This is a genomic window from Halomonas sp. NO4 (assembly GCF_010994375.1).
In the GTDB taxonomy this organism is placed as follows: domain Bacteria; phylum Pseudomonadota; class Gammaproteobacteria; order Pseudomonadales; family Halomonadaceae; genus Halomonas.
Window position 1 is genome coordinate 1 of the sequence record NZ_WHMA01000024.1, and the last position, 24,449, is coordinate 24,449.

At 64.0% G+C, this 24,449-nt stretch carries 25 protein-coding genes and 1 tRNA gene; 21 read left to right on the forward strand and 5 right to left on the reverse strand.

Translation table 11 applies throughout. The features are described from left to right. The first annotated feature begins 200 nt into the window (after positions 1–200). Positions 201–809 carry an antitoxin Xre-like helix-turn-helix domain-containing protein gene (locus FEF15_RS19275; RefSeq protein ID WP_205598543.1) on the forward strand — a complete coding sequence of 203 codons (609 nt, stop codon included), beginning with the start codon at positions 201–203 and terminating at the stop codon, positions 807–809. A 33-nt stretch (positions 810–842) separates the two neighbouring features. Here FEF15_RS19275 and FEF15_RS14320 read toward each other — a convergent pair whose 3' ends face one another. Beyond that, complete coding sequence (locus tag FEF15_RS14320) at positions 843–1,247, reverse strand: hypothetical protein (RefSeq protein WP_163559852.1); 405 nt, start codon at positions 1,245–1,247, stop codon at positions 843–845. A 50-nt stretch (positions 1,248–1,297) separates the two neighbouring features. Here FEF15_RS14320 and FEF15_RS14325 point away from each other — a divergent pair, with 50 nt between their 5' ends. The 4 genes from FEF15_RS14325 to FEF15_RS14340 are packed head-to-tail and all read left to right on the forward strand — an operon-like array spanning position 1,298 to position 3,343. Next, positions 1,298–1,525 (forward strand): antitoxin Xre/MbcA/ParS toxin-binding domain-containing protein, encoded by a 228-nt coding sequence (locus tag FEF15_RS14325; protein WP_163559853.1) that lies wholly within the window; start codon positions 1,298–1,300, stop codon positions 1,523–1,525. Continuing rightward, positions 1,522–1,722, forward strand: a complete 201-nt coding sequence (locus FEF15_RS14330) for a hypothetical protein (RefSeq protein ID WP_205598544.1) — start codon at positions 1,522–1,524, stop codon at positions 1,720–1,722. The genes FEF15_RS14325 and FEF15_RS14330 overlap by 4 nt, the downstream gene beginning before the upstream one ends. Positions 1,723–1,734: 12 nt before the next feature. Next, positions 1,735–2,247 carry a hypothetical protein gene (locus FEF15_RS14335; protein ID WP_163559854.1) on the forward strand — a complete coding sequence of 171 codons (513 nt, stop codon included), beginning with the start codon at positions 1,735–1,737 and terminating at the stop codon, positions 2,245–2,247. Between the two features lie 19 nt (positions 2,248–2,266). Then, positions 2,267–3,343, forward strand: a complete 1,077-nt coding sequence (locus FEF15_RS14340) for a helix-hairpin-helix domain-containing protein (protein WP_163559855.1) — start codon at positions 2,267–2,269, stop codon at positions 3,341–3,343. A gap of 432 nt (positions 3,344–3,775) precedes the next feature. On the opposite strand, the gene FEF15_RS14350 is transcribed toward FEF15_RS14340, so the two are convergent. After that, entirely contained in the window at positions 3,776–3,967 is a 192-nt protein-coding gene (locus FEF15_RS14350; protein WP_240454185.1) for an antitoxin Xre/MbcA/ParS toxin-binding domain-containing protein, read from the reverse strand. Between the two features lie 863 nt (positions 3,968–4,830). Here FEF15_RS14350 and FEF15_RS14355 point away from each other — a divergent pair. From FEF15_RS14355 to FEF15_RS14395, 9 genes are all read left to right on the forward strand, one after another. Then, positions 4,831–5,829, forward strand: a complete 999-nt coding sequence (locus FEF15_RS14355; RefSeq protein WP_163559858.1) for a DctP family TRAP transporter solute-binding subunit — start codon at positions 4,831–4,833, stop codon at positions 5,827–5,829. A 64-nt stretch (positions 5,830–5,893) separates the two neighbouring features. Continuing rightward, positions 5,894–6,406: a TRAP transporter small permease gene (locus FEF15_RS14360; RefSeq protein ID WP_163559859.1), complete on the forward strand. Its 513-nt coding sequence runs from the start codon at positions 5,894–5,896 to the stop codon at positions 6,404–6,406. 2 nt (positions 6,407–6,408) lie between these two features. Beyond that, the gene (locus FEF15_RS14365) at positions 6,409–7,677 is read left to right on the forward strand and encodes a TRAP transporter large permease (protein WP_163559860.1); all 1,269 of its coding nucleotides are present in this window, start codon (positions 6,409–6,411) and stop codon (positions 7,675–7,677) included. Between the two features lie 23 nt (positions 7,678–7,700). Continuing rightward, positions 7,701–8,474: an SDR family oxidoreductase gene (locus FEF15_RS14370; protein WP_163559861.1), complete on the forward strand. Its 774-nt coding sequence runs from the start codon at positions 7,701–7,703 to the stop codon at positions 8,472–8,474. 19 nt (positions 8,475–8,493) lie between these two features. Further along, positions 8,494–9,429 (forward strand): 3-hydroxyacyl-CoA dehydrogenase, encoded by a 936-nt coding sequence (locus FEF15_RS14375; protein WP_163559862.1) that lies wholly within the window; start codon positions 8,494–8,496, stop codon positions 9,427–9,429. Between the two features lie 29 nt (positions 9,430–9,458). After that, positions 9,459–10,391, forward strand: coding sequence for a 3-keto-5-aminohexanoate cleavage protein (locus tag FEF15_RS14380; RefSeq protein WP_163559863.1), 933 nt, complete (start codon positions 9,459–9,461; stop codon positions 10,389–10,391). A 12-nt stretch (positions 10,392–10,403) separates the two neighbouring features. Beyond that, complete coding sequence (locus FEF15_RS14385; RefSeq protein ID WP_163559864.1) at positions 10,404–10,922, forward strand: gamma carbonic anhydrase family protein; 519 nt, start codon at positions 10,404–10,406, stop codon at positions 10,920–10,922. A gap of 83 nt (positions 10,923–11,005) precedes the next feature. Next, on the forward strand, positions 11,006–12,031 hold the full coding sequence (locus FEF15_RS14390) for a LacI family DNA-binding transcriptional regulator (protein ID WP_163559865.1): 1,026 nt from the start codon (positions 11,006–11,008) through the stop codon (positions 12,029–12,031). Between the two features lie 13 nt (positions 12,032–12,044). After that, a complete protein-coding gene (locus tag FEF15_RS14395) occupies positions 12,045–13,190 on the forward strand; it encodes a glycerate kinase (protein WP_163559866.1) in 1,146 nt (381 codons plus the stop codon). A gap of 143 nt (positions 13,191–13,333) precedes the next feature. Here the strand turns inward: FEF15_RS14395 and FEF15_RS14400 are convergent, their stop codons facing one another. Next, a complete protein-coding gene (locus tag FEF15_RS14400; RefSeq protein WP_163559867.1) occupies positions 13,334–14,227 on the reverse strand; it encodes a LysR family transcriptional regulator in 894 nt (297 codons plus the stop codon). Positions 14,228–14,340: 113 nt separating this feature from the next. Here FEF15_RS14400 and FEF15_RS14405 point away from each other — a divergent pair, with 113 nt between their 5' ends. The 6 genes from FEF15_RS14405 to FEF15_RS14430 all read left to right on the forward strand — a co-directional run bounded on the left by FEF15_RS14405 (position 14,341) and on the right by FEF15_RS14430 (position 21,104). Beyond that, entirely contained in the window at positions 14,341–15,123 is a 783-nt protein-coding gene (locus tag FEF15_RS14405) for an HAD family hydrolase (RefSeq protein WP_205598545.1), read from the forward strand. Beyond that, positions 15,117–16,049, forward strand: a complete 933-nt coding sequence (locus FEF15_RS14410) for an ABC transporter permease (protein ID WP_163559868.1) — start codon at positions 15,117–15,119, stop codon at positions 16,047–16,049. The genes FEF15_RS14405 and FEF15_RS14410 overlap by 7 nt, the downstream gene beginning before the upstream one ends. Beyond that, positions 16,046–16,921: an ABC transporter permease gene (locus tag FEF15_RS14415; RefSeq protein ID WP_163559869.1), complete on the forward strand. Its 876-nt coding sequence runs from the start codon at positions 16,046–16,048 to the stop codon at positions 16,919–16,921. The genes FEF15_RS14410 and FEF15_RS14415 overlap by 4 nt, the downstream gene beginning before the upstream one ends. A gap of 64 nt (positions 16,922–16,985) precedes the next feature. Beyond that, positions 16,986–18,536, forward strand: a complete 1,551-nt coding sequence (locus FEF15_RS14420) for an ABC transporter substrate-binding protein (protein ID WP_163559870.1) — start codon at positions 16,986–16,988, stop codon at positions 18,534–18,536. 55 nt (positions 18,537–18,591) lie between these two features. After that, entirely contained in the window at positions 18,592–19,446 is an 855-nt protein-coding gene (locus tag FEF15_RS14425) for a metallophosphoesterase (protein ID WP_163559871.1), read from the forward strand. Next, the gene (locus FEF15_RS14430) at positions 19,443–21,104 is read left to right on the forward strand and encodes an ABC transporter ATP-binding protein (protein WP_163559872.1); all 1,662 of its coding nucleotides are present in this window, start codon (positions 19,443–19,445) and stop codon (positions 21,102–21,104) included. The genes FEF15_RS14425 and FEF15_RS14430 overlap by 4 nt, the downstream gene beginning before the upstream one ends. Before the next feature lie 351 nt (positions 21,105–21,455). On the opposite strand, the gene FEF15_RS14435 is transcribed toward FEF15_RS14430, so the two are convergent. Together FEF15_RS14435 and FEF15_RS14440 are read right to left on the reverse strand one after the other, a co-directional pair. After that, a tRNA-Ile gene (locus FEF15_RS14435) sits at positions 21,456–21,532 on the reverse strand. Between the two features lie 78 nt (positions 21,533–21,610). Continuing rightward, positions 21,611–23,407 carry an ABC transporter ATP-binding protein gene (locus FEF15_RS14440; protein WP_163559873.1) on the reverse strand — a complete coding sequence of 599 codons (1,797 nt, stop codon included), beginning with the start codon at positions 23,405–23,407 and terminating at the stop codon, positions 21,611–21,613. 134 nt (positions 23,408–23,541) lie between these two features. Here FEF15_RS14440 and FEF15_RS14445 point away from each other — a divergent pair, with 134 nt between their 5' ends. Then, positions 23,542–24,417, forward strand: a complete 876-nt coding sequence (locus FEF15_RS14445) for an AEC family transporter (RefSeq protein ID WP_163559874.1) — start codon at positions 23,542–23,544, stop codon at positions 24,415–24,417. Positions 24,418–24,449: the final 32 nt, after the last annotated feature.

The window sequence follows — 24,449 nt, forward strand, 5'->3', positions numbered from 1 at the left end:
AGAACACCACCGATGCCGTATCGGCTCCTGAAGCTGGCTGAGCCTTATGCGTAATCAGGACACCTTTTGAGCGAACACGAGCCGTCATTCAGGCACGCGCGTTCCTGATCGAGATCGCACAGGATCTTTCGCTCCCCGAGGCTATCCGCCAGGAAGCCTGGCGCCTGCTGCGACACTACCCTTCCCGAGAGGAGATGCTGTTGGCCGGGAAACTGGAGGAGCGTGCCGGCGAAGGAACGCTCCTCTCGCCGCTCTTCAGCTCGACCACGGATGTGAAGAAGCCGCAAGGCGAGTGGCCGGCATGGTTTGCCAGCGAAGGCGTGAGCGATGATGCCTTCGTCCACCGTGATCAGATTCTGGAGCGTCTGAAGGGGTCGGTGCGTGAATACGACCGACCGTTCGAGCCGGTGGGCGCCGAGGACTGGGAAGCCCATGACAATGCCGCCATGAGTGCCGCGATCATGCGCACCATGCCGAACATCGCTGCCGAGTGGGGCCTGTCGCACGTCGATATGGCGGCTCTGCTCGGCGTGGAGATGGCGACGTATCGAACCTGGTTGGGCGACCCATCCCGAGCGGCACTGAATCCTGAGCAGGCCGAGCGAGCCTCTCTGCTGCTGGGGATCTACAAGGCGCTGGCACTCTTGTTCCCCCCGCCGGAACGGCAACGGCGCTGGCTTCACCAGCCAAACCAAAACGCACTGTTCCAGGAAGTCGCGCCGATCGAGCGTATACGCCATGGCGGACTGGAAGGCATGTGGGCCGTGCGTCGGCATCTCGATGCTGTATGCCAAGGAGGGGAGTCGTGATTGAGCCACCATCGCCACCCGACCGCACGGCAGTCACAGAGTGACCCTGCCTTCATCAGCGATGACCGCAGGACGCTCCATGTTCACGCGCAGCCACGTCTCGCGTAGCGTGCCAAGGTCGCCGCAGGCGATGACTTCCAGTGCTGACCGGCCATCGAAGCCTTCGTTGTCATTGGCCATGCTCATGAAGCCATACAGGTTATCGGGGTTGTCGAAGAGAACCCGAAGCGCGGCATGGATGTTAAGCACGTAGCTGATGCGGGTGAGCTGATCATCGTCCAGACTGACGCGCCATTCCGGATCACGGCGCTGCGCTTGACTGTAAGTGGCAGGAGTGACGTTCAGAATCGCCGTACCCTGATCAGTGGTGGCGCCCCACTTCCCCAGGATCGTGACAGCGGTCTTTAGCCCCGTGGTGTCCCTGTCTTGGTTCGGCATAGTAGCATCCCTCTATCTGTCCACACGCTGCGCAAGCGCTGGAGGCTGCGATGATGGGCCGACGCGACGCGCCACTGGAGCCCACGAAGGAGGATAGCGCAATCGCCGTTTGGCGGGCAGCGATCGAACTGTTCGAAGGTGATCGCAGCGCCGCCGACCGCTGGCTGCACAAAGAAGCGAAGGGCCTGGGGCTGCAGCGTCCCATCGATGTCATGGAAGACGATCCCCAACCAGTGCTGGATCTGTTTGGACGGCTGGATCGAGGAGTTGGCACATGATTCCGCCGAGAGACAGCAATGACGCCTTTACCAGTCGCGCGACGCTGAGCGCTTCCCTGGAACACGAGGACCTGGCCAAGGCGGCAAACCATTCCGAGCTCGAGCAGCTGTTGGCCGAGTGCGATCCGGAGGCGCCCGAGATGGAAGCGGTGCGAGCCTGGCAGGCGACACCGGCCGTGGGGCGAGAGGTGGTGTAAACGACAGGCCCCATGACTACCGCGACCGCTTTCAGCAACCTGCCCCTGATCACCTTCCTCGATGTCGAGGCATCAGGGCTCGAGCAACCGGATAGCTACCCCATCGAGATCGGCTGGGCCGACACACTGGGCAACAGCGATGCCTTCCTGATCCGTCCCATCGACACCTGGTCCCACTGGGATGGCAATGCCGAAGCCTTGCATGGCATCCCGCGTTTACGGCTGTTCGAGGAAGGGATCACCGTGGTCGATGCCGCCTGTCGGCTGAATGACATGCTGGGCATCGAGAGAGTCTTCTGCGACGCCTTGACGTTCGACGGCATCTGGCTTGACCGGCTCTTCAAGGCCGCAGGAATGGAGGCATCGTTCCAGCTGGCTGATGTCTTCCAACTGTACGGTGCGCTGGGTGCCAAGCGGGCAGCACGGATGATGAAAATCCTGAGGGACACACCGGCTCCACACCGGGCACGGGAAGACGCCGAGCGGTACGCGGCGGCATACTGTGCGTCGATCATCGACCCGTAGCCGTCAAGGATGCCGACCCGTGCGAGCAGCACCTCTCCAAGCCACTCTCCTTGCCGCTCTCACCGCCCTACCGCTCTCTGTCAGTGCTGATGCACTGATCGCGAGCTGGAACATCAAACACTTGGGCTGGAACAACGACAAGGCCTTTGATGCCGTCACGCATGTGGCCAACCACTTCGACCTGCTGGCCATCCAGGAGCTGATGGATCCCACGGCCCTGCAACGGCTTGAGCGCGAGCTGGAAGCCCTATCCGGAGAAGCGTGGTCAGCCATGGCCAGTGATGACCTGGGCCGCAGCAGCTACCGCGAGCACTACGGCTTTCTGTGGCGCGAGAGAGAGGTGGAGTACACCGGCGGCGCCGTCGTTTTTCTCGACCAACGCGACGTCTTCGCCCGCGAGCCCTATTCCGCTGTGTTCCAGGACCGAGATGTCGGCACCGAGTTCGCCGCTGCCACAGTGCACGTGGTGTACGGTGACAGCATCAGCGACCGTCTGCCGGAGATCGACGCACTGGCAGACTACTGGCAGTGGCTGGCTGAGGCCTATCCGGACACGCCACGTCTGCTGATGGGAGACTACAACCTACCGCCACAGCATGACGGCTGGTCGCCGCTGCGCGACCTCGGCGCAGCACCGTCGATCACGCAGGGCGCGACGACCCTCAGCAGCACCAACGGCCAATACGCCAACCTCTACGACAACCTCTGGAGCGAGGCGGGCCGGCTGCCCATCACCGGGCAAGGCATTCTGCGCTTCCCGGAGCTGCTGGGCATGGGTCACGAAGAAGCCCGCGATCTGGTGTCGGACCACGCGCCGGTCTACGTCGCACTCAATGGTGCCGAGCTGGATCGGCAGGCAGCCAGCTTCACCACTGAAAGCAGCGCCAGCACGGACGATGCCGTATCCCGCCGCTGCATCGATCTCAACAACGCCTCCGCCGAGCAGCTCGACGCACTGCCGCATATCGGCCCGGCCCGTGCCGACGACATCATCGAAGGCCGCCCATGGCCCAGCGTTGAGTCGCTGACACGCATAAACGGCCTGGGACCGAGCCGCGCCGGAGATATCCGAGACAGCGGGCTGGTCTGCATGTAGTGAACGCAGCCTCACTGGGCCTGGAGCCTCCAGGATAATTGTCCTCCAAGACTCCATCACACGGCCCCGCCCCAATCGAGGGCGTGAAGAATGCGTTTGACCTGCTTGGTACCAGTCTCTGTACCACAGAGCATGATCGGCGGCTGACCTCCCAGCGCCTCATTGGGACGAGCCAGCCAAGTGATTGCCTTATCCCTATCCCCGAAGATCTCTTCAGCGAGGTGGATTACGGACTGGGGAGGAACTGTTGTCTCAGCCATGGGTTGACCTCATCCGACGACAGGGTTGGCTGAACTCAGTATGACACCACACGACCCTCGGCTACTCGAAGCAGCAGATTTTCCGGCTGTCACCGAGAGAGGGAGAAACTGTCGCGAGATGCGACAGGATACGGCGCTACTCAGGAGAAATTGTCACAACCGTGATAATCGGTCAGCCAGTCCAGCCAGCCTCCAGCGACTGGAGGTAGCGGAGAAGGTCGGGCTTGCGGCCCGCCTCGACCAGTTGCTGTGGCGTCTGATGATCGAAGACCGGCAGCGGCTGGCGATACCATGCCAAGGCCTTCGTTCTATCACCGCTGATCTGCTCGGCAGCGCGCAGCACCTCGAAGTCGATGACACCCATGATCACCCTCCATTGCGCAGCCAGCGTGAAAGATGAACGCAGGACGTGGCTTCTGTCATGTATACCCTCCCTTGTCGGCATGTGACAGCAACATCAGCACATCATCGGCATGCCCATCCTCAACCAGCTGCAGAGCGACTGCCTGGCGCGGCAATCAGGTAGCTGCGGTACCACACCCAGGCGGCGTCTTCGGAGCCGGCCCAGGGCGCTGTTTTCTCCGCGATCCGTCGGGCTTGCTGCTCGAGGGAGAGATGTGTCAGTGGGTGAACAGCCATACTCGCAGCAGCCGTCAGGCATTGCTTGCCTTCATCCTAGCCTATCGACCAGACGCTGCTGCCAGGCCAACAGGCAACTACAGCTGCAGTAGGATCTTTCCGTTGGCATCCGGCAGTGAAGCCATTTGCCCCAAGGAGCCTTCTTGAGGCCTTCACCTACGTGCTGGCGAAGTCGGATGTTGCCGAGGCTTCAGAATACATGAATTTCATTGATTCACTGTCCGCACGGTTTTCAATAATTTTCATATGGAGGTGCCGCAAAACGGCTCGATGTCTTCCCCGCCTCTATTCCCAGTCGCTGCACTATATCCAGTAGCGCTGCCTGATATGTTGGACATGCCCTCGATATAATGAATACGTAGTCACACCTTATACTAAAGTATATTTACCAATTAATTAGGTAGTTATACGGCTCTCCTTCGAGGGATTGCCGGATCTTGCTTGCATACGTATGCATCATCGCCTAGAACATCCACTGGGCTTGGCCTCTGGTAAGGGCACCGACTGCAGAGCCCACATCGACGTAGATGACAGACCACAACGACAACGCGCCCAGCGCTAACGCTGGATCACCATCAGGAGTATTGCATGAATCGTTTACAGACCAGGATCTTTCCCCTCATTTCCTTGGCCGGTGCCGTCGCCTTGGCCGCATCAACGACCGCCTTTGCCCAGGCAGAGCGCGTCATCAATGTGAGCCTTCCGCTCGGACCAGAATCACAGCAGGGTATCGGAATCCTCAAGTTCGGCGAAGAGCTGGAGCGCCTTTCCGATGGACGACTGACCATTGAACCTCATTATGACAATGCACTCGGCGCCGAACGTGAAGTGGTAGAGGGCATGGGTTTCGGCATGATCGATGCCGGCATTACATCGACTGGCCCAATGGGAGGCTTCGTCGACGAATTCATGCTCTTCGATCTCCCCTATGTGTTCGAAAATCACGAGCACGCCTACGCCTTCATGGATAGCGAGCATGGCGAGTATCTTGCCCAGCTGGCCGAGGAAGGCATGAACGTCAAGTTCTTGTCGTGGATGGAGAATGGCTTCCGGCATAACACCAACTCGGTACGACCGATCGAGCATCCCAGTGATCTGGAAGGTATCAACCATCGCACCCAAGAGAGCCGTGTCCAGGTCGACACCTGGGAAGCCCTGGGAGCAAACGCCACACCCATGGCATGGACTGAGGTCTATACCGCGCTCCAGCAAGGCGTGATGGACAGCCAGGAAAATCCGCTGGCCACTATCTATGACGTGAACTTCTACGAGGTTCAGGACTACCTGAACATGACCCAACACGTCTACTCGCCGGCGCCTCTGATGATGGGCCTGGACCTCTTCAATTCCTTCAGCGAGGAGGATCAAGAGATCATCATGGAAGCGGCACAGATCGCACTGTCCGTCCAGCGTGAAGCCAGCCAAGAGCTCGAGCAGCGCTACCTCGGAGAACTTGAAGAGCTGGGAATGACCGTGACCCACCCCGATCTCGCCCCCTTCCGTGAAGCGGTACGTCCGGTCATCGTTGAGTGGGCTCCCACTGTCGGTGAGGACCTGGTCGACGCTGCCATCAACTTCGAGTACTGAGCCCCACCCCGCCCGCAGGAGATTTCATGTCCTGCGGGCGCCGCGCTAACGCATGAGGCATGCCATGAAGACATACCTACTGCTGGCCAACAGGGCCATCGATCAGTTCAACCGTCTGATCGGCTGGGGGCTGGCCGCACTTTTGCTGGTGATGACAGTGCTCATCTTCTGGCAGGTCTTCGCCCGCTTCGTGGTGGGCAGTCCCCTGTTCTTCTCCGACGAGATCGCCCGTTTCGCCATGCTCTGGCTGACCTTCCTCGGGGCCGGTTATGCCTATCGCAAGGGGGCGCTGATCTCCGTGGACATCGTGCTGGAATATGCCGGCAAGACGCTGGGTTGCCTGCTGCGGATCTCCATCATCCTCTGCTCCGCCGTCTTCGCCTTCATCATGGTCAAGTACGGCTACGACCTGATGGATCGTGTCTCCAGCCAGACCGCCCCCAGCACCCGCATCTCCATGATGTGGCCTTACATGGCGATTCCCGCTGGCGGCGTGGTCATCATGGTCAACAGTCTTGGCCTGTTGCTCGATGAAGCGCTCGGCATTCCGCATGCACCCAAGCAGGAGGCGAACTGACCATGGCACTTCTCCTGTTTCTGGTACTGATATCGCTGTTCATCATCGGCGTACCCATCGCCTTCTCGCTAGGGCTGGCCTCCGCCGTGACCGTCTGGCATGGCGACCTGATGCCGATGCTGGTTATCGCTCAGCAGCTCATCGCCTCGGTGAATTCCTTCCCGCTAATGGCAATCCCGTTCTTCATCCTGGCGGGCTATCTGATGCAAGGAGGTGGCATCTCCCAGCGTCTGGTCGACTTTTCAAACACCCTGGTCGGCAGCATGACAGGGGGGCTGGCGATGGTGGCCATCGTCACCTCGCTGTTCTTTGCGGCCATTTCCGGCTCGGGAGCGGCCACCACCGCAGCGATCGGCTCCATCCTGATCCCCGCGATGCTGGCAAAGGGCTACCCCGGGAGCTATGCCGCCGCCAACCAGGCCGCCTCCGGCGCCCTCGGCGTGATCATCCCCCCCAGTATCCCGCTGATTCTCTACGGCATTGCCGCCAACGTCTCGGTGGGCGACATGTTCATCGCCGGAATACTGCCGGGCATCCTGGTCACCTTGACCCTCCTGATCTTCGCTTACTTTTTCGCCAAGGCCAACGGCCTGGGAGGCAACGAAAAGAGCTCCCTGATGGACGTCCTGCGCGCAGGACGCAAGGCCATCCTGGCGATCCTCATGCCGATCATCATCCTAGGGGGCATCTACGGTGGCATCTTCACGCCGACCGAAGCCGCAGTGATCGCCGTTGCCTACTCCTTCATGATCGGCTTCGTCATCTATCGAGAAATCAAGCTGACCGATCTGGTCGACATTCTGAAGCAGGCTGCAGTCACCACTGCCGTGGTGCTCAGCATCATTGGAGCCGCGGGGCTCTACGGACGCATCCTGCAGCGCTTGCGGGTGCCGAACATGATCTCCGATTTCGTTGTGTCAGCCATCGACAGCCCGCTGCTGTTCATCATCCTGGCCAACCTCCTGCTGCTGGTGGCCGGAATGTTCATCGAGGCGGCCGCCGCAATTTTGATATTCGTGCCAATCCTGCTGCCCATTGCGATCGGCTTCGGCTTCGACCCGGTCCACTTCGGCGTCATCATGGTGGTCAACCTGGCCATGGGCATGTTCACACCGCCGGTCGGGCTCAACCTCTTCGTGGCCTCGCAGATCACCCATATCGGTATCGCCCGTCTCACCTGGGCCGTCATGCCCTTCGTCGGCATCGTGCTCATCAACCTGCTGATCATCAGCCTGCTGCCCTTCCTGTCCACCTGGCTGCCTTCGCTGTAAGTCCCCTTTAAGGAGTGAACCCTATGTCCGTCGTAGAAAGTCTGGCGCCGCGCCACGGCCTCAGAGTCCTGATCACCGCCGGCGCCAATGGCATCGGCCTGGCCATGGCCAAGGCCTTCCAGGAGGCGGGCGCTCGCGTGCACGTCTGTGATATCGACACTCAGGCCCTGGCGGCCCTTCCCGAAGGCATCACGCACACCCAGGCCGATGTCAGCCAGAAAGCGGATGTCGACCGACTCTTCCAGGATGCAGCCGCTCTGGGCGGACTCGATGTGGTAGTCAACAACGCCGGCATTGCCGGGCCCACCGCCGGGATCGACGAGATCGATGAAGACACCTGGACCCGCACCATCGATATCAATCTCAACGGCCAGTACCGCGTCGCCCATCGCGCCGCATCACTACTGCGCGAAAGTCAGGGCCTTTTGATCAACCTGGCCTCGGTCGCCGGCCGCCTCGGTTTTGCCTATCGCACACCCTACGCCGCCAGCAAATGGGCTGTCGTCGGACTGACCAAGAGCCTGGCCTGTGAGCTTGGCCCCGAGGGGGTGCGAGTGAACGCCATCCTGCCCGGTATCGTGCGCGGGCCGCGCATCGAGAAGGTCATCGAGGATCGCGCCGCCAAGCGCGGGATCAGCTACGCCGAGATGGAGCAGGAAAACCTCGCCAAGATCTCGATGCGACGGATGGTGGAACCTACCGATATCGCCGCCATGGCGCTGTTCCTGTCGGCGCCGGGCGGCACCAACATCTCGGGTCAGGCGCTGAGCGTCTGCGCCAACGTCGAATCCCTGTGACCGGCAAAGGAGTCAACTCATGACAGCTCGCATAGGTATTCTCGGTGCCGGCTTGATTGGTCGCGCCTGGGCCATCGTCTTCGCCAGGGCCGGTATGCCCGTGTCCCTCTACGATGTGGATGCCGGCGCCCTGGACAAGGCACGGGAGGCTATCCGCCAATCCCTCGATGATCTCCAGCAGGCTGGCCTGATCGAGGACGTAGAAGCCCCCCTGTCGCTGATCCAGACAGAGAGCGATCTGGCACGCGCCATGGCTGGCGCAGAGTACATCCAGGAATGCGGTCCCGAGGATGTCGAGGCAAAGCAGCGCATCTACGCCGACCTCGAGGCAGTAACGGCCGTGGACACCGTGCTGGCCAGCTCCACCTCGGGCATCGCCGCCTCGCAGTTCACCGATCACCTGGAGCATCCGGAACGCTGCCTGGTCGCCCATCCGGTGAACCCGCCCTACCTGATCCCTCTGGTCGAGGTCGCCCCCGCCCCGGCCACGTCGGAGGCAGCGGTGAACCGCACCATGCGTCTCATGGAGCAGGCCCGCCAGGCACCCATCCTGGTCCGCAAGGAAATCCAGGGCTTCATTCTCAACCGCCTGCAGGGCGCCCTGCTCAACGAAGCGCTGCGCCTGTTCCGCGACGGTTACGTCTCCGCTGAGGATCTCGACAAGACCGTCAAGCACGGGTTGGGGCTGCGCTGGTCCTTCATGGGGCCCTTCGAGACCATCGATCTCAATGCCCCATCCGGCGTGGTCGATTATGGCCAGCGCTACGGGCCCCTGTACCGCGACGTCGATCGCCAGCGCGGTGACGACGATCCGTGGGATCCCGCGACGCTCGCCGAGCTGGACAAGGAGCGCCGGGAGCGGTTGCCAACCGGCGGTCTCGCCGACCGGCAAGCCTGGCGCGACCGTCGCCTCATGGCGCTGATGGCCCATCAGCGCCGCTTTTCCCCTTCCTGACATCCATTACCCACGAGGAGAAACATTCCATGGCTACCCAACGCAAGGTCATCATTACCTGCGCCGTGACCGGTGCCATTCACACCCCCTCCATGTCACCGCACCTGCCGGTTACCCCGGAGGAGATCGCCGAGGCGGGCATCGCCGCCGCCGAGGCAGGGGCCTCCATCCTTCACCTCCATGCACGCGACCCCGATACCGGAAAGCCCACGCAGGATCCCGCCATGTTCGAGCGCTTCCTGCCGCGCATCAAGGCTTCCACCGATGCAGTCATCAACCTCACCACCGGCGGCAGCCCCCACATGACCGTGGAAGAGCGAATGCGCCCGGCCATGGAGTTCAAGCCGGAGCTTGCCTCGATGAACATGGGCTCGATCAACTTCGGCCTGTTCCCCATGCTCAATCGCTATGACAGCTTCCAGCACGAGTGGGAGCGCGCCCACCTCGAGAACAGTCGCGACCTGGTGTTCAAGAACACCTTCGCCGACATCGAGAAGGCCATGACCCTCGGAGGGGAGAATGGCACACGCTTCGAATGCGAGTGCTACGATATTGGCCACCTCTACAGCCTGCGCAACCTGATGGATCGGGGCATCGTGGGAGGTCGCATCTTCGTGCAGAGCGTGTTCGGCATTCTCGGCGGCATCGGTCCCCACCCGGAGGACGTGATGCACATGCGCCGCACCGCCAACCGACTGTTCGGCGATGACTACGAGTGGTCCGTGCTGGGTGCCGGTAGCGGTCAGATGCGCATCGCCGCCCAGGCGGCGGCCATGGGCGGCCATGTTCGCGTGGGACTCGAGGATTCCCTGTGGCTCTCACCGGGCAAGCTGGCCGAAAGCAATGCCAGTCAGGTGACCAAGGTTCGTGAAATCCTCGAAGGCCTCTCCTTCGAGGTAGCGACCCCCGACGAGGCACGTGAGATGCTGCAGCTGAAAGGCGCCGACCAGGTCGGCTTCTAAGGAGATTTGCTCATGCCGGTCTATCGACTGGAAGGTCACGCGCCAGACATCGAACCTGGCGCCATGGTGCTGGATGAGGCCACGCTGATCGGTCGCATCCATCTCGCCCATGAGGTCACTGTCTGGCCCGGAGCTGTGCTACGCGGTGACAATGAACCGATCACCGTAGGGGAAGGCAGCAACCTGCAGGACGGCTGCGTAGTGCACACCGATCCCGGTTATCCGGTCACCATCGGCCGCCAGGTGACCGTCGGTCACCTGGCCATGCTGCACGGCTGCCGTATCGGCGATGGTGTGCTGGTGGGTATGAACGCGACACTGCTCAATGGCGCCGAGATTGGCGATCATTGCATCATCGGTGCCGGTGCGCTGATCACGTCCGGCAAGCGGTTCCCACCCCGCTCGCTGATCGTCGGCGCCCCGGCGAAGGTGGTGAGGGAGCTGAGCGACGAAGAAGTACAGGGAGCGCTGGACAACAGCTCCGTCTATGTGAAGAAGATTGCCCAGTACCGGTCTCTGGAGAGGCTGTGAAAACAGGGTGGGGCAAGTCACGGTCTCCGGTTCTGATGAATCGCGTTGTGCATGATCTGTCCGATCCTCTGAGAGCGTGATACATGAAAAGGAAATCCGTAACGTCCCGTGATGTGGCCAAGCTGGCTGGCGTGTCGCAGTCGGCGGTGAGCCGCAGTTTTTCGCCTGATCCCAAGGTGGCGGAAAAAACGCGCAAGAAGGTGATGGCGGCGGCGCGAGAGCTGGGGTATCGCCCCAACTCGATCGCCCGCTCGCTGATCACCCGCTCCAGTCGCACCATTGCCGTGGTGACCTACAGCCTTGAAAACCCCTTCTATACCTTCATGCTGGAAAAGGCCTCGCGCTTCTTTCAGCAACAGGGGTATCACCTGCTGCTGTTTTTCGCCCCGTCCGACAGGGGGTTCGCCACGGTCATCGACGACATCATCAGAAGCCAGGTCGAGGGCGTGCTGATGCTGGCCATCACCCTCGACAACGCTCAGGCAGAGGAAGTCGCGGATTTCGGCATTCCTGTCGTGATCATCAACCGCACCGTGAACTATGCCGGGATCAGCCAGGTCGGCAGCGACAACGTCAGCGGGGGGTACTGGGCCGGTCGTTACCTCGCCTCACTTGGCCATCGCCGCATCGCCTACCTTGCGGGGCTGCCCGACTCCTCCACCGATCGGCAGCGACACGACGGCTTTATCGAAGGGCTTGCCACCGAAGGCGTAGCCTGCCAGGCGCTGGAAGTGGGCAACTACCGCTACGCAGATGCCTGTCAAGCCACGCGACGCCTGTTTGCCGCCTCGTCGCCTCCGGATGCGCTGTTCTGTGCCAACGATCTGATGGCGATCGCCGCCATGGAGACCTTGAGCCATGAGTTCGGCCTGACGGTGCCGGATGACGTCTCGGTAATCGGTTTCGACGATGTGCCGATGGCGGCCTGGCCCAGTCACTCCTTGACGACCCTGCAGCAGCCCGTCGATCAGATGATCATGAAGGCCACGGAACTGCTGATGGGACAGATAAACCAGACCGACACCGCCCCGGAGCACATCACGCTGCCGGTCACGCCGATGCTACGCGGCAGCACCCGGCGCCCGGCGCGTGACCCCGAGGACAGTTAAGAGGAGGTACAGCGTGCACATCATCCTGGCGCCAGATAGCTACAAGGATGCCCTGACGGCCCGTGAAGCCGTCAATGCGATGGTGGCTGGGATTCGGCGAGCCTTGCCAACGGCGCAATGGGATGCGTGTCCCATGGGGGATGGTGGGGAAGGAACGCTCGACGCCCTGGTTGTCTCGACGGGGGCGCAGCGGCGTTACCAAACGGTACAGGATGCCTTGGGACGTGCCTGCCGGGCAGAGTGGGGCTGGCACCCGGCTACCCGAACGGCCTACATCGAGCTGGCCGAGGCCTGTGGGTTACAACAGCTAGCGCCACACGAGCGTACCGCGCTGAACAGCTCCACCCATGGGGTCGGCGAGCTGATTCTCGCCGCCCTCGATGCCGGCGCCGAGCGCCTGTTGCTCATGCTCGGCGGCAGCGCGACCAACGATGCGGGCGCCGGTATGTTGCAGGCCTTGGGCGCCAGGCTGCTGGATGACCAGGGACGACCCTTGCCACCCGGAGGTATGGCACTGCTCAATCTGGCCCGGCTGGATCTCGACGGCCTTGATCCCCGCCTGGCTGACGTGGTCGTCGAGACGGCCGTGGATGTGGATAATCCCCTGCTCGGTGAACGCGGGGCCAGTGCCGTATTCGGCCCCCAGAAAGGCGCCAGCAAGGAGGATGTCGCCAGGTTGGACGCTGCGCTTGCGCATTTCGCCGACAAGGTGACCGAGACTCAAGGGGGCGATTACCGCGATTTACCCGGTTCGGGAGCGGCCGGCGGCATGGGGTTCGCGGCACGCACATTTCTTGGGGCAGCGCTGCGCCCGGGCATTGAGCTCGTGATGGCCCAGGTGGGGTTTCGGCAGCGACTGGAACAGGCCGATCTGGTCATTACCGGCGAGGGAAGGCTGGACGGGCAGAGCCTGGCCGGGAAGACGCCGATTGGCATCGCTCGCTGTGCACGGGACGCGGGAGTCCCCGTGGTCGTCCTGGCCGGCAGCCTCGGCGATGGGTGGCAGTTGGCATACCACGAAGGCGTGACAGCGGCCTTTGCCCTTGCCAGTGGACCTATGGACCTGCAGGAGGCTCTGGAGCGCTGTGCCGAGCTGCTGACAGACCGCACCGAAAGCATTGTGCGCTTGTTGGATTCAGTACCAGCACACTCGCCTTGAACCGCACTCGCAAGCCCATAGCGCATGCTGCACCCATCCCAACATGTTCCGGGCAGCCCTTGACCAGCAGGTCGGAGGAGAGACTCACTGCCCCGTCCATCCCGGCTAGGGCATGCCACCGATTGCCGGAAGACACCGTGAGATCATCCCGCCTTCAACACCTCGGCATGCCGGCGGAAATTCTTCGCGGTAACGAAGAAGGCTCTGACGATGGGGTCCTGCGTTTCGGATAGGCGAAATACCGATTCAGGGCAAGGCGCTCCCATGCCGGTGACGGTGATGCGGTGGATGGTATCGGTGCGCCCCGTTCCGTGTCGCCACATGAAACCCACGCCCAGGCGGTTGGCCACTGCCTCGCAGACCCCATCGCGCGTATCCAGCACCAGCCTGGCGCGTGGCTCGAGACCAGCCTGACGGAAGGCGGCGTCGACCATCGCCTGGGTCGACGAGCCGCGGCTACGAAAGATCAGGGGGCTCTGCATCAGCTGTTCGCAGTCGATGCGGTCGAAACGCGAGATAGGGTCGTCGGGGTGAGCGATGGCCACCACGTCCTGGTCGATCAGGCTCTCCCGAACGAAGCGTCTGTCCTGCGGCACGTTGGGCAGCACGCCGACATCCAGCTCTCCTTCCACTACGCCCCGGATGATGTTGGCGAAGTCGCTGAGCACCACCGACAGCGTCACGGCGGGGTATTCACGTTGAAAGGCAGCGATCAGCGCCATGCCGGGCATCGAGTTGCCCAGGCCGATGCGCAGATGGCCCGACTGGATCGATTGGCGGCGTTCCAGCAGCCGGGCCGCCTGCGCTTCCAGAACGTCGATGCCCTCGGTAATGCCGGTCAGCTCCTCGCAGAAGGCAGTCGGCACCAGGTGGCCGTCGCGGCGTTCGAAGAGCGGAGTGCCGCAATGGCGCTCCAACGCCTTGATCTGTTGAGCGATGGCGGGCTGGCTCACCCCGGCATGGCGTGCCGCCGCGGCATAGGAGCCGGTGGTCAGCACGGCATGCAGCGCGCGTCTCGCCGAAGCGGAAAAGGTCATGGTCGATTCCTAGTGAAAGTTCAGTCACTAAAAGATCAGCTTTAGATTGCAACAATATTGTCAAAGCGTGACTTCACTCTGCTCCCGTGAGCCCATTCACCGGAGCCCGACCCTTGCCGCAACGTGCCCCCACCCTGGCCGCCGAAAACCGGCCTTTCCGATCACCCGATGTCATGGACCCGCACTGGCAGGCAATTCTCTGCGACCTGGACGGCTGCTTGATCAGCGGCGAGGTGGCGTTGCCGGGCGTCCAGGCGTTCTGCCGCTCCATTGGCGAACGGCTCTGGATCGTCTCCAACAACTCGACGGATTCGCCCGCGAGCCTTGGGGCTCGGCTGCGCGACCTGGGGCTGCCGATCGCCGACGAGCGGTTGATCCTGGCGGGGGCCGAAGCGGTGAGAGCCTTGTCGCAGCGAGCGCCCGCAACGCCGGTCGCCCTTTTCGCCAGCCAGACGCTGGTCGCCTACGCCGAGCGGCTGGGTCTCGACGTCTCGGAGCAGGAGCCCGGCACCGTACTGCTGTGCCGTGACGTCAGCTTCGACTACGCCGCATTGCAACGCATCCTTGACCTTCTCGAGGCCGGCGCGGAACTCGTCGTGGCGAATCCGGACGTCAGCCATCCCAGCCTTGCGGGCACGCCGGTACCGGAGACCGGCGCGCTGCTGGCGGCGATCCGCAGCATTCGTCCCCGGCAGCGCTTCCACGTGATCGGCAAGCCGGAACCTCACCTGTTCGCCATCGCCATGGAGCGTGCCGGGGCGACCGCCGACCGAGCGGTAATGATCGGGGACAACGAGGCGACCGACGGCGCCGGTGCCGACGCGCTGGGCATGGCGTTTCTTCGGGTGGTGCCGAACCTCGGTCTCGGGCATCTGCTGGGAGACGCGACATGCTGAGCTTTCTGTCGATGCGCCTGGTCAAGCTGGTCGTCACCCTGTTCGTGGTGATCACGCTGGTATTCTTCGCCACTCGCCTGTCGGGAAATGCCATCGACTTCATTGCCGGCGAGGGGCTGGATGCCCAGAGCCGCAGCGAGCTGATCGCCTACTACGGCCTGCGCGAGGATATCCTGACCCAGTACTGGCGCTACCTGCGCGGTATCGTCGAGGGGGAGTTCGGGCTTTCCTTCACCGAACGGCGCCCGGTCACCCAGGTATTCTGGGAGCGCGTCGGCCCCACGCTGCAGCTGATCGGCGGTGCCATCCTGCTGACCCTGGTCGTGGCCGTGCCCGCCGGCATCTTCGCCGCGGTGAGGCGGCGCGACGCCTCCGCCCAGGGGGTCATGACGCTGGCATTCCTCGGCTATGCCACCCCCAACTTCGTGCTGGCCACCCTGCTGCTGCTGGTCTTCTCCTACTGGCTGCAGATCCTGCCGAGTGCCGGCAATGATACCTGGGCCCACTACCTGATGCCGGTCACGGCACTGTCGCTGACCTACATCGCGGCACTCATTCGCTACACCCGCAATGCCACCCTGGATGTGCTGGGGCAGGATTACCTGCGCACGGCGCGCGCCAAGGGACTGTCCGAGCGCGAGGTCGTGACTCGGCATGTGCTCCGCAACACGCTAATCACGGTGCTGTCGGTGTTCGGCCTGATGGTCACCGCACTCGTCTCCTCCGGCGCGGTGGTGATCGAGAGCATCTTCTCCTGGCGGGGCATCGGCGATCTGCTGGTCCGCGCCGCGATACGTCGCGACTACCCGGTGCTGCAGTTCGGCGTACTGGCGGTAGCGGTTGCCGTGGTCACGATCAATACCCTGATCGACATCGCCTATGCGTGGGTCGATCCCCGCGTGCGCCTGGGGGCGCGTCTCACATGACAGTCCTTGTTGCCCATGCTTCCCGTGCGGCCGCCGCCTGGCGCGATAGCGGCCTGTCGTTCCGCCTGGCTGCCATCGCCGGCCTGGTGCTGCTGACGGTGGCTGCCCTGGCGCCCTGGCTGGCGCCGTTCGATCCCGACCAGCAGACGCTGCTGGCACGGTTGAGCCCGCCTGCCGGTTTCGAGGGGGCCAAGGCGGGACACTGGCTGGGTACCGACGAGCTGGGGCGCGACATCCTCTCGCGCGGGTTGCATGCGCTGCGCATCACCTTGGGTATCGGCATGGCCGGCGCCTCGCTCGGCATGCTGCTGGGCCTGACGCTGGGGCTCTTCGCCGGGCTCAAGGGTGGGGTCGTCGACGACCTCGTCGCCGGGGCCATCGACATCCAGATCGCCTTGCCCTTCACGCTGCTGGCACTGCTTGCCGTGGCGATCTTCGGCGGCGACCTGATGGTGCTGATCATCGTGCTGGGCATCGCCGGCTGGGAAACCTTTGCCCGGGTGGTGCGTGGCGAGGTCATGAAGCTGCGTGGCCAACCGTTCATCGAGGCGGCACTGGCGGCCGGAGCGTCTCCCTGGCGGATCGCCACGCGGCATCTCCTGCCCAATCTGGTCTCGCCGCTGGTGGTGATGTTCGCCCTCAGCTTCTCGCAGATCGTCCTTCTCGAATCGACCCTGTCGTTCCTGGGGCTCGGGGTGCGCCCACCGACCGCCACGCTCGGCAGCATGGTCGGCCAGGGCCGCGACTACATGCCCAGCGCGCCCTGGCTGGTGATCGTTCCTTCGCTGCTCGTCCTGCTCGTCACCCTGGTCGTGCAGCTGCTTGGCGACTCCCTGCGCGACCGCACCGACATCCGGCTGCGGCAGCGCTGAACCCAGACCCAAGTACCATCGCAAGTGCCATCAATCGCGGCCCAAGGCCGCTCAAGGGGGAATCATGAAACGTGTCTTGTTAGGTGCCATTGCCGCCGTGCTGGCGGTGCAGTCCGCCAGCGCCCAGGAACTGCGCGTCGGCGTCCAGAACATGAACAACTATCTCGACCCGGGCAGCGACCACTCCAATGCCGGCTCGCAGTACTACTACAACAGCTTCGATACCCTGATCGATCGCGACCACGGCGGCTCGGGCGATTTCGTGCCGGGGCTCGCCACGGAGTGGGAGATCGTCTCTCCGCAGATGATCGAGTTCACTCTGCGTGAGGGGGTGCGGTTTCACGACGGTTCGGAAATGACCGCCGAGGACGTGGTCTTCTCGCTGAATCGCATGTTCTCGCCGACCTACCCGCCCTACCTGGTGCGCAAGCGCGACCGTCTGGGCAACTTCACCCGCGCCGAGGCCACCGAGGATGGCAAGGTGCGCGTCTACACGGCGCGCCCGGAGCCGATCTTCGAGACGCTGCTGTCGATGCAGCAGACCATGATCGTGCCGAAGGGCTACCTCATGGGGCTCACGGGGCATCCCGAGGTCGATGAGGTGGGCGACTACGAGGCCTTCGGCCTGGCCCCGATGGGCACCGGCCCGTACCGGATCGCCGAGTTCGTGCCGGGAGAGCGCATCGTCTACGAGCGCTTCGACGACTTCTGGGGCGAGCCGGCGCCCTACGAGCGTGTCGTCGCCACGCGCATTCCCGAGACGGTCAGCCGGGTCACCGCGCTGCGCTCCGGGGAGGTGGACATGATCACCAACCTGGCGCCCGACCAGCTCGACCTCGTCGACGGCGACCCCAACCTGAAGACGGCCGGTTCGGTCACGCCGCTCTTCCACGTGATGATAATGAACGTCAATCATCCCGAGCTGGAAGATCCGCGCATCCGCCGCGCGCTGAGCCTGGCCATCGACCGCGACCTGCTCAACGAGTCGCTGTGGAAGGGCATGGCCGAGGTGCCCTCGACGCACACCATGGAAGAGTTCGGCGAGCTCTACATGCCCGAGCTCGAAACCTTCCGTTACGACCCCGAGGAGGCACGTCGCCTGCTCGACGAGGCCGGCTACGACGGCGCCACCATCACCTACGACACCCACTCCGCCTACTACACCAACGGCCTGCTGGCCGCCCAGGCGATCATGGAGATGTGGGACGCCGTGGGCGTGAATGGCGAGATCAACGTGACCGAATCCTGGACCACCTGCGTGCCGGAGATGATGACCCGCAACTGGTCGAACCCCATGTACTTCGCCGACCCCTTCGGCTCCTTCGGGGTGATGTGGGGCCCCGGCGGTCCGTCGGAGAGCTGCGATCGCTTCAATACCGACGAGGCCTACCAGGAGTCATGGGAGCGCTTCCGCTTCTCGGAAACGGTCGAGGAGCGTCGCGCCGCCTACGCCGAGCTGATGGAGTTCATCGAGCAGGATCCCCCCGTTCTGCCGCTCTACCGCCCTTATGAGGCCTGGGGCATGCAGGCGGATATCGACTGGGAACCGCTGCCCAGCCATATCCCCTACGTGCTGGACTTCCGCGCCGGCCGGATCACGCCGGCAGCCAACTGATCCGTCAGCGACTGCGCGCCGTCCCTGGGGCGGCGCGCTCGATAGGAGCTCAACCATGCCCCTGCAACTGGCCGTCATCACCGATATTCACCATGGGCCGAACACCCGCACCAAGTGCGGGCAAGCCGCCCTCGAACTGACCCGCGAATTCGTGGCGGACGTCAATGCCCGTCAGCCGGATGCGGTCATCGAATTGGGCGACCGTATCTCCGACGTCGACCCCGGCACCGACCGGCGCCTGGCACGCGAGGTGGCCGAGGTTCTTGCCGATATTCGCTGTCCCCGCTTCCACGTCAACGGCAACCATGACCTCGAGCACCTCTCGGTCGCCGAGAATGCCGAGATCCTTGGCCAGCCCATGGCGCATGAGGTGGTTTCGCTGGGAGACTGGGATCTGGTGCTGTGGCGGGCCGACCCCCGGCTGCATCCGGGCGGCGCGCGGCGGCTGATCCTGCCGGATGCCGATCTGGAGTGGCTCGAACGCACCCTGAGCTGGGCAAAACGGCCGCAACTGGTCGTCAGCCACATTCCGGTTTCGCCGAACGCCCCCTCGGGAAACTACTATTTCGAACGCGCGCCTCACCTGAGCGCCTATCCGGAGGCACCCCGGGTGCGCAATGTCCTGTCTCGGGCGGCAGTGCCGGTGGTTCATCTCTCCGGGCACGTACACTGGAATGCCTTCACCCAGCTGGGCGGTATCTTCTATCTTGCCCAGCAGTCGCTCACCGAGAGCTTCACCACGGATGGCCAGCCGGCCGGGGCCTGGGGACGCCTCGAACTCGGCGACACCGTCCGCTGGCAGGTCGTCGGCAAGGATCCGCTCAGCGTGGGATTCACCCCCCGCGCAGGCCGGTGGATGGCGCCGCTGCAGCCCGAGTCGCGGCCGCTGACCAGGCAGGCGGTCTCATGAGCGCCCCGCTGCTCGAGGTGTCCGACCTGCACGTCCGCTTCGGTGACAACGAGGCGGTGAAGGGGCTCGATTTCACCCTGCACCGCAATGAGACCCTGGCGCTCGTCGGCGAATCGGGGTCGGGCAAGTCGGCCACGGCGTTGGCCCTACTGCGCTTGATCGAGCGTGAAGGAGGCACCATCACGCGCGGACGCATCCGCCTGTTCGATGAAAAGCCCCATGACCTGACCCGGCTCTCCGACCGGCAGATGCAGGCGATACGGGGTCGCCTGGTGTCGATGGTCTTCCAGGAGCCCATGACCGCGCTCAATCCGACCATGACCGTTGGCCGGCAGCTGACCGAGGTACTGGAGCGGCATGCGTCCCTGACGCGCCGCGAGCTGCGCCGTCAGGCAGTGGCGGCACTGGAGCGCGTGCAGGTACCGCGAGCCGCCGAACGCCTGGGCCAGTACCCGCACGAACTCTCCGGCGGCCAGCGCCAGCGGGTCATGATCGCCATGGCGCTGGCCACCGGGCCGCGCCTGCTCATCGCCGACGAACCGTCGACGGCGCTCGACGTCACCACCCAGGCAGAGATCCTGGCACTGTTGCGCCGGCTGCAAGCCGAGACCGAGATGGGGGTGCTGTTCATCACTCACGATCTGGGTGTCGTGGCGGAAATGGCCGACCGCGTGCTGGTACTCAAAGCCGGCAGGCAGATCGAGTCGGCTCCCGCTCGGGCCCTGTTCACCGCGCCGCAAGCCCCCTATACCCGTCGACTGCTGGATGCCGCCCCGCGCCTGGGTGGCGGTTCGCCGACGCCCCCCGCGACGTCGCCGCTACTGGAAGTCAGCGACCTGGTCACCGCCTATCCGGGCCGGCGAGCTCACCCCTTCGCGGCGCGTCAGCCGGTGCGCGCCGTGGATGGCGTCAGCCTGCAGATCGGCCGCGGCGAGACGCTGGGGCTGGTCGGCGAGTCGGGGTGCGGCAAGTCGAGCCTGGCGCGCTCGATCCTGCGCCTGGCCCCGATCCAGTCCGGCTCGATACGCCTGGAGGGGCGCGACGTCTCGCAGCTGCACGGACGGCACCTGCTGCCGATGCGCCGCGCGGCACAGATGATCTTTCAAGACCCCTTCGCCTCGCTGAATCCCCGCCTGCCGGCCTGGAAGCTGGTGACCGAGCCCGCCCTGATTCACGGCCTGGTCAGCGAACGCGAGCGGCGCGACCTGGCCGTCACGCTGCTGTCGGAGGTGACGCTCGACAGCGCGCACCTCGACCGCTATCCGCATCAGTTCTCGGGTGGCCAGCGCCAGCGGTTGTGCATTGCCCGGGCGCTTTCGGTGCGGCCCCGCTTGATCATCGCCGACGAGCCGGTATCGGCGCTGGATGTGTCGATCGCCCGGCAAGTCACCGAACTCCTGCAGGACATACAACAGCGTCACGGCTTGTCCCTGCTCTTCATCACCCACGACATGGCCGTGGTGGAGCGCATCAGCCACCGTCTGGCCGTGATGCTCGGGGGGCGCATCGTCGAGACCGGGCCTACCGCCGAGGTGCTGACGTCGCCCCAGCACGACTACACGCGAAAGCTGATCGATGCGGTGCCCCACACGGAAATCCCCAGACGAGTGTCGACGGCGGTTTCGCCGCCGGAACGCTATGCCGGGGCGTGGGTGTGAGCTCCCAGGTACCGCGATGGCAACGCCTTGACACGCGGCTGTCACACTCGCCCGCCATGCTCGAGGCGAAGTGCCACGGGAGTCCGACTGCATGCCGCCGCGTCAACCGCTCAGCCCAGCAGAGTTGAAAACTCTCACGCGACTGGCCCAAGGCAATGCCTTGACCTTGCAGCGCCAGGTAGCCCAGTAGGGCGCATGCTTGATCAGGCCAAATCCACATGAGACGACGAAGAGCCAATAAACAGGGGCATATCAAGAATCACTGTGGTATTTCTTGAAACGATGAAAGACCTTCCAGCCCGCTTGTGGCGCGGCTATTGGCATTTCCTGGAATGTAACGAAACCTAAATTTGGTGGGCCCAGCTGGACTCGAACCAGCGACCAAGGGATTATGAGTCCCCTGCTCTAACCAACTGAGCTATAGGCCCTTACCGGAGAAACGCCGAACGGCGCCGCCGTATGATAGCGAAAGGCGGTGGCCGAGACCATAGCCACCGCCCTTCGATTCACTCCACGTCGGCCGTGGCCAGCGCCCCGGTCTGCACCCGCCACTGGGCGGCGTAGCGGCCGTCGGCGGCGAGCAGGCTGTCATGGGTGCCGCGTTCCAGCACCCGGCCGCCCTCGATCACCACGATCTCGTCGGCATGGACGATGGTGGAGAGGCGATGGGCGATCATGATCACGGTGCGGCCGTGACCGATCCGCGCCAGCGAGCGCTGGATCGCCGCTTCGGTTTCGTTGTCCACGGCGCTGGTGGCCTCGTCGAGCACCAGGATCGGCGGGGCCTTGAGCAGCGCCCGGGCCAGCGAGAGGCGCTGGCGCTGGCCGCCGGAGAGGCGTACGCCGCGCTCGCCCACCGGGGTGTCGAGCCCTTGGGGGAGCGCCTGGATGAACTCCCACGCCTCGGCGGTCCTGGCCGCCTCGATCACCGCTTCCTCCGAGGCCTCCGGCTTGCCGTAGGCGATGTTGTCGCGCACCGTGCCCTCGAAGAGGTAGACGTCCTGGCTGACCAGGCCGATCGCCTGGCGCAGTGAGTGAAGGCTCACCGCGTCGATCGGCTGACCGTCGATGCACACCCGCCCCGCGCTGGGGTCGTAGAAGCGCAACAGCAGCTTGACCAGGGTCGACTTGCCGGAGCCGGTGGAACCCACCAGCGCCAGGGTGTGGCCGGCCGGAACGTTCAGGCTCACCTGCTCCACGCCCCCTTCGCTTGCCGCGTAGTGAAAGCTCACCGACTCGAAGCTCACCTCGCCGCGCACCGGTGCGGCCAGGGGGGTGTCGTGGTTGTCGCGCACGCGGATCGGTACCGCCAGCAGGTCGAGGATACGCCGCGTGCTGGCCATGGCGCGCTCGAAGAGATCGATCACCTGGGCCAGGCCGGTGAGCGGCCACAGCAGGCGCTGGGTGAGGAATACCAGCACCCCGTAGGCGCCCACATTGAGATCGCCACGCAGCGCCAGCATGCCACCCACGGTGAAGGTGGCCAAAAAGCCGGCGAGGATCGCCATGCGGATCACCGGGATGAAGGCCGAGCTGACCTGGATGGCACGGCGGTTCGACGCCACATAGGCCTCGCTCGTCTCGCGCAGGCGCGCCGCCTCACGCGCCTCGCTGGTGAAACTCTTGATGGTGGCGATACCGGCCAGGTTGTTGCCAAGCCGACTCGACAGGTCGCCCACCTTCTCGCGCACGTCGGCGTAGAGCGGACCGGCCTTGCGCTGGAAATAGAAGGCGCCCCAAATGATCAGCGGGATCGGCGTGAAGGCGAGCAGCGCGATCAGCGGCGAGAGCACGAAGAACACCGCGCCCACCGCCACGACGGTGACCCCCACCTGGATCAGGGCATTGGCGCCGCCGTCGAGGAAGCGCTCGAGCTGGTTGACATCGTCGTTCATGGTCGCCACCAGCTGGCCGGAACTCTTCGACTCGAAGAACGCCATGTCGAGGCGCTGGGCGTGCTCATAGGCATCCTGGCGCAGGTCGGCCTGCAGGCGCTGGGCCAGGTTGCGCCACAGCACCTGGAAGAGGTATTCGAACAGCGACTCCCCGGCCCAGATGAAGAAGGTCAGCACGGCCAGGATCATGATTTGCTCCTGGGCCGACTCGAAGCCCAGCCGGGCCACGAAGCTCGCCTCCTGGTTGACCACCACGTCGATGGCCACCCCGATGAGGATCTCCGGGGCGATGTCGAAGAGCTTGTTGATGATCGAGCAGGCCGAGGCGGCGATGATGCGGCGCCGGTAGCCGCGGGCATAGCGCAACAGGCGCAGCAGGGCCTGGAAGCTGTTGGCGGAAGTCGACATGAGAATGCGTCCGAGTACGAGAAAAACATCAGTGTAACGCGTTTAGCGGCCTAAGGGTTTGCGCAATGCCGCACGAATCATGACAATGATGCACCTGTGTCCTGCATCCTCTCTCCCCGACACGGGAACCGCGCATGCTTGCCGAACTCTTTGCCGTCATGGCCCCGGTGCTGGCCGGTGCCGGCCTGGGCTTCACCTGGATCCGCCTGGGTCACCCCTACCCCGTGGAGTTCGTTACCCGCCTGGTCTTCAACATCGGCACTCCCGCGCTGGTCATTGCCTCGCTCTCCGATGCCGAGATCGACGCCGGCAGTTTCGGACGCACCATGCTGGCCACCGCCCTGGTGATCACCCTGATGGCCGGGGTCGCCTTCCTGCTGGCCCGACTGCTGCGCCGCGACTGGCGAGTGCTGCTGGCGCCCACCATGTACCCCAATACCGGCAACATGGGGCTGCCGGTGGTGCTCTACGCCTTCGGCAGCGCGGGTTTCGTGTACGGCATCACGATGATGGTCACGGTGTCGTTGTTCCAGTTCACCCTGGGCACCATCCTGGCGAGCCGTGGCAATCCGCTGAAGTCGCTGGCCAAGACGCCCACTGTCTACGCCATCCTGATCGCCCTGGCATTGCTGCTCACCGACACCGACCTGCCGCTGTGGGCGGCCAACAGCGTCGATCTGATCTCTGGCTTCACGGTGCCACTGATGCTGATCACCCTGGGCGTATCGCTGGCCAGCATCCAGGTGAAGAGCCTCCGATCGGGCATCGGCTTCAGCCTGCTGCGCATTCCAGCCGCCGCCCTGCTCGCCTGGGGCATCGGCCACCTGCTCGAGCTGCCGCCCATGGCCCAGAGCATCCTGGTGCTGCAGATGAGCATGCCGGTGGCGGTGTTCAACTACCTGTTCGCCCAAAAGGCGCGCCGCGAGCCGGAATACGTGGCCAGCCTGGTGTTCTGCTCCACCCTGCTGTCGCTGTTCTACCTGCCGCTGCTGCTGGCCCTCTTCATGTGAGCGCTTCCGGAACACTCGCTCCCCCGCGAAGT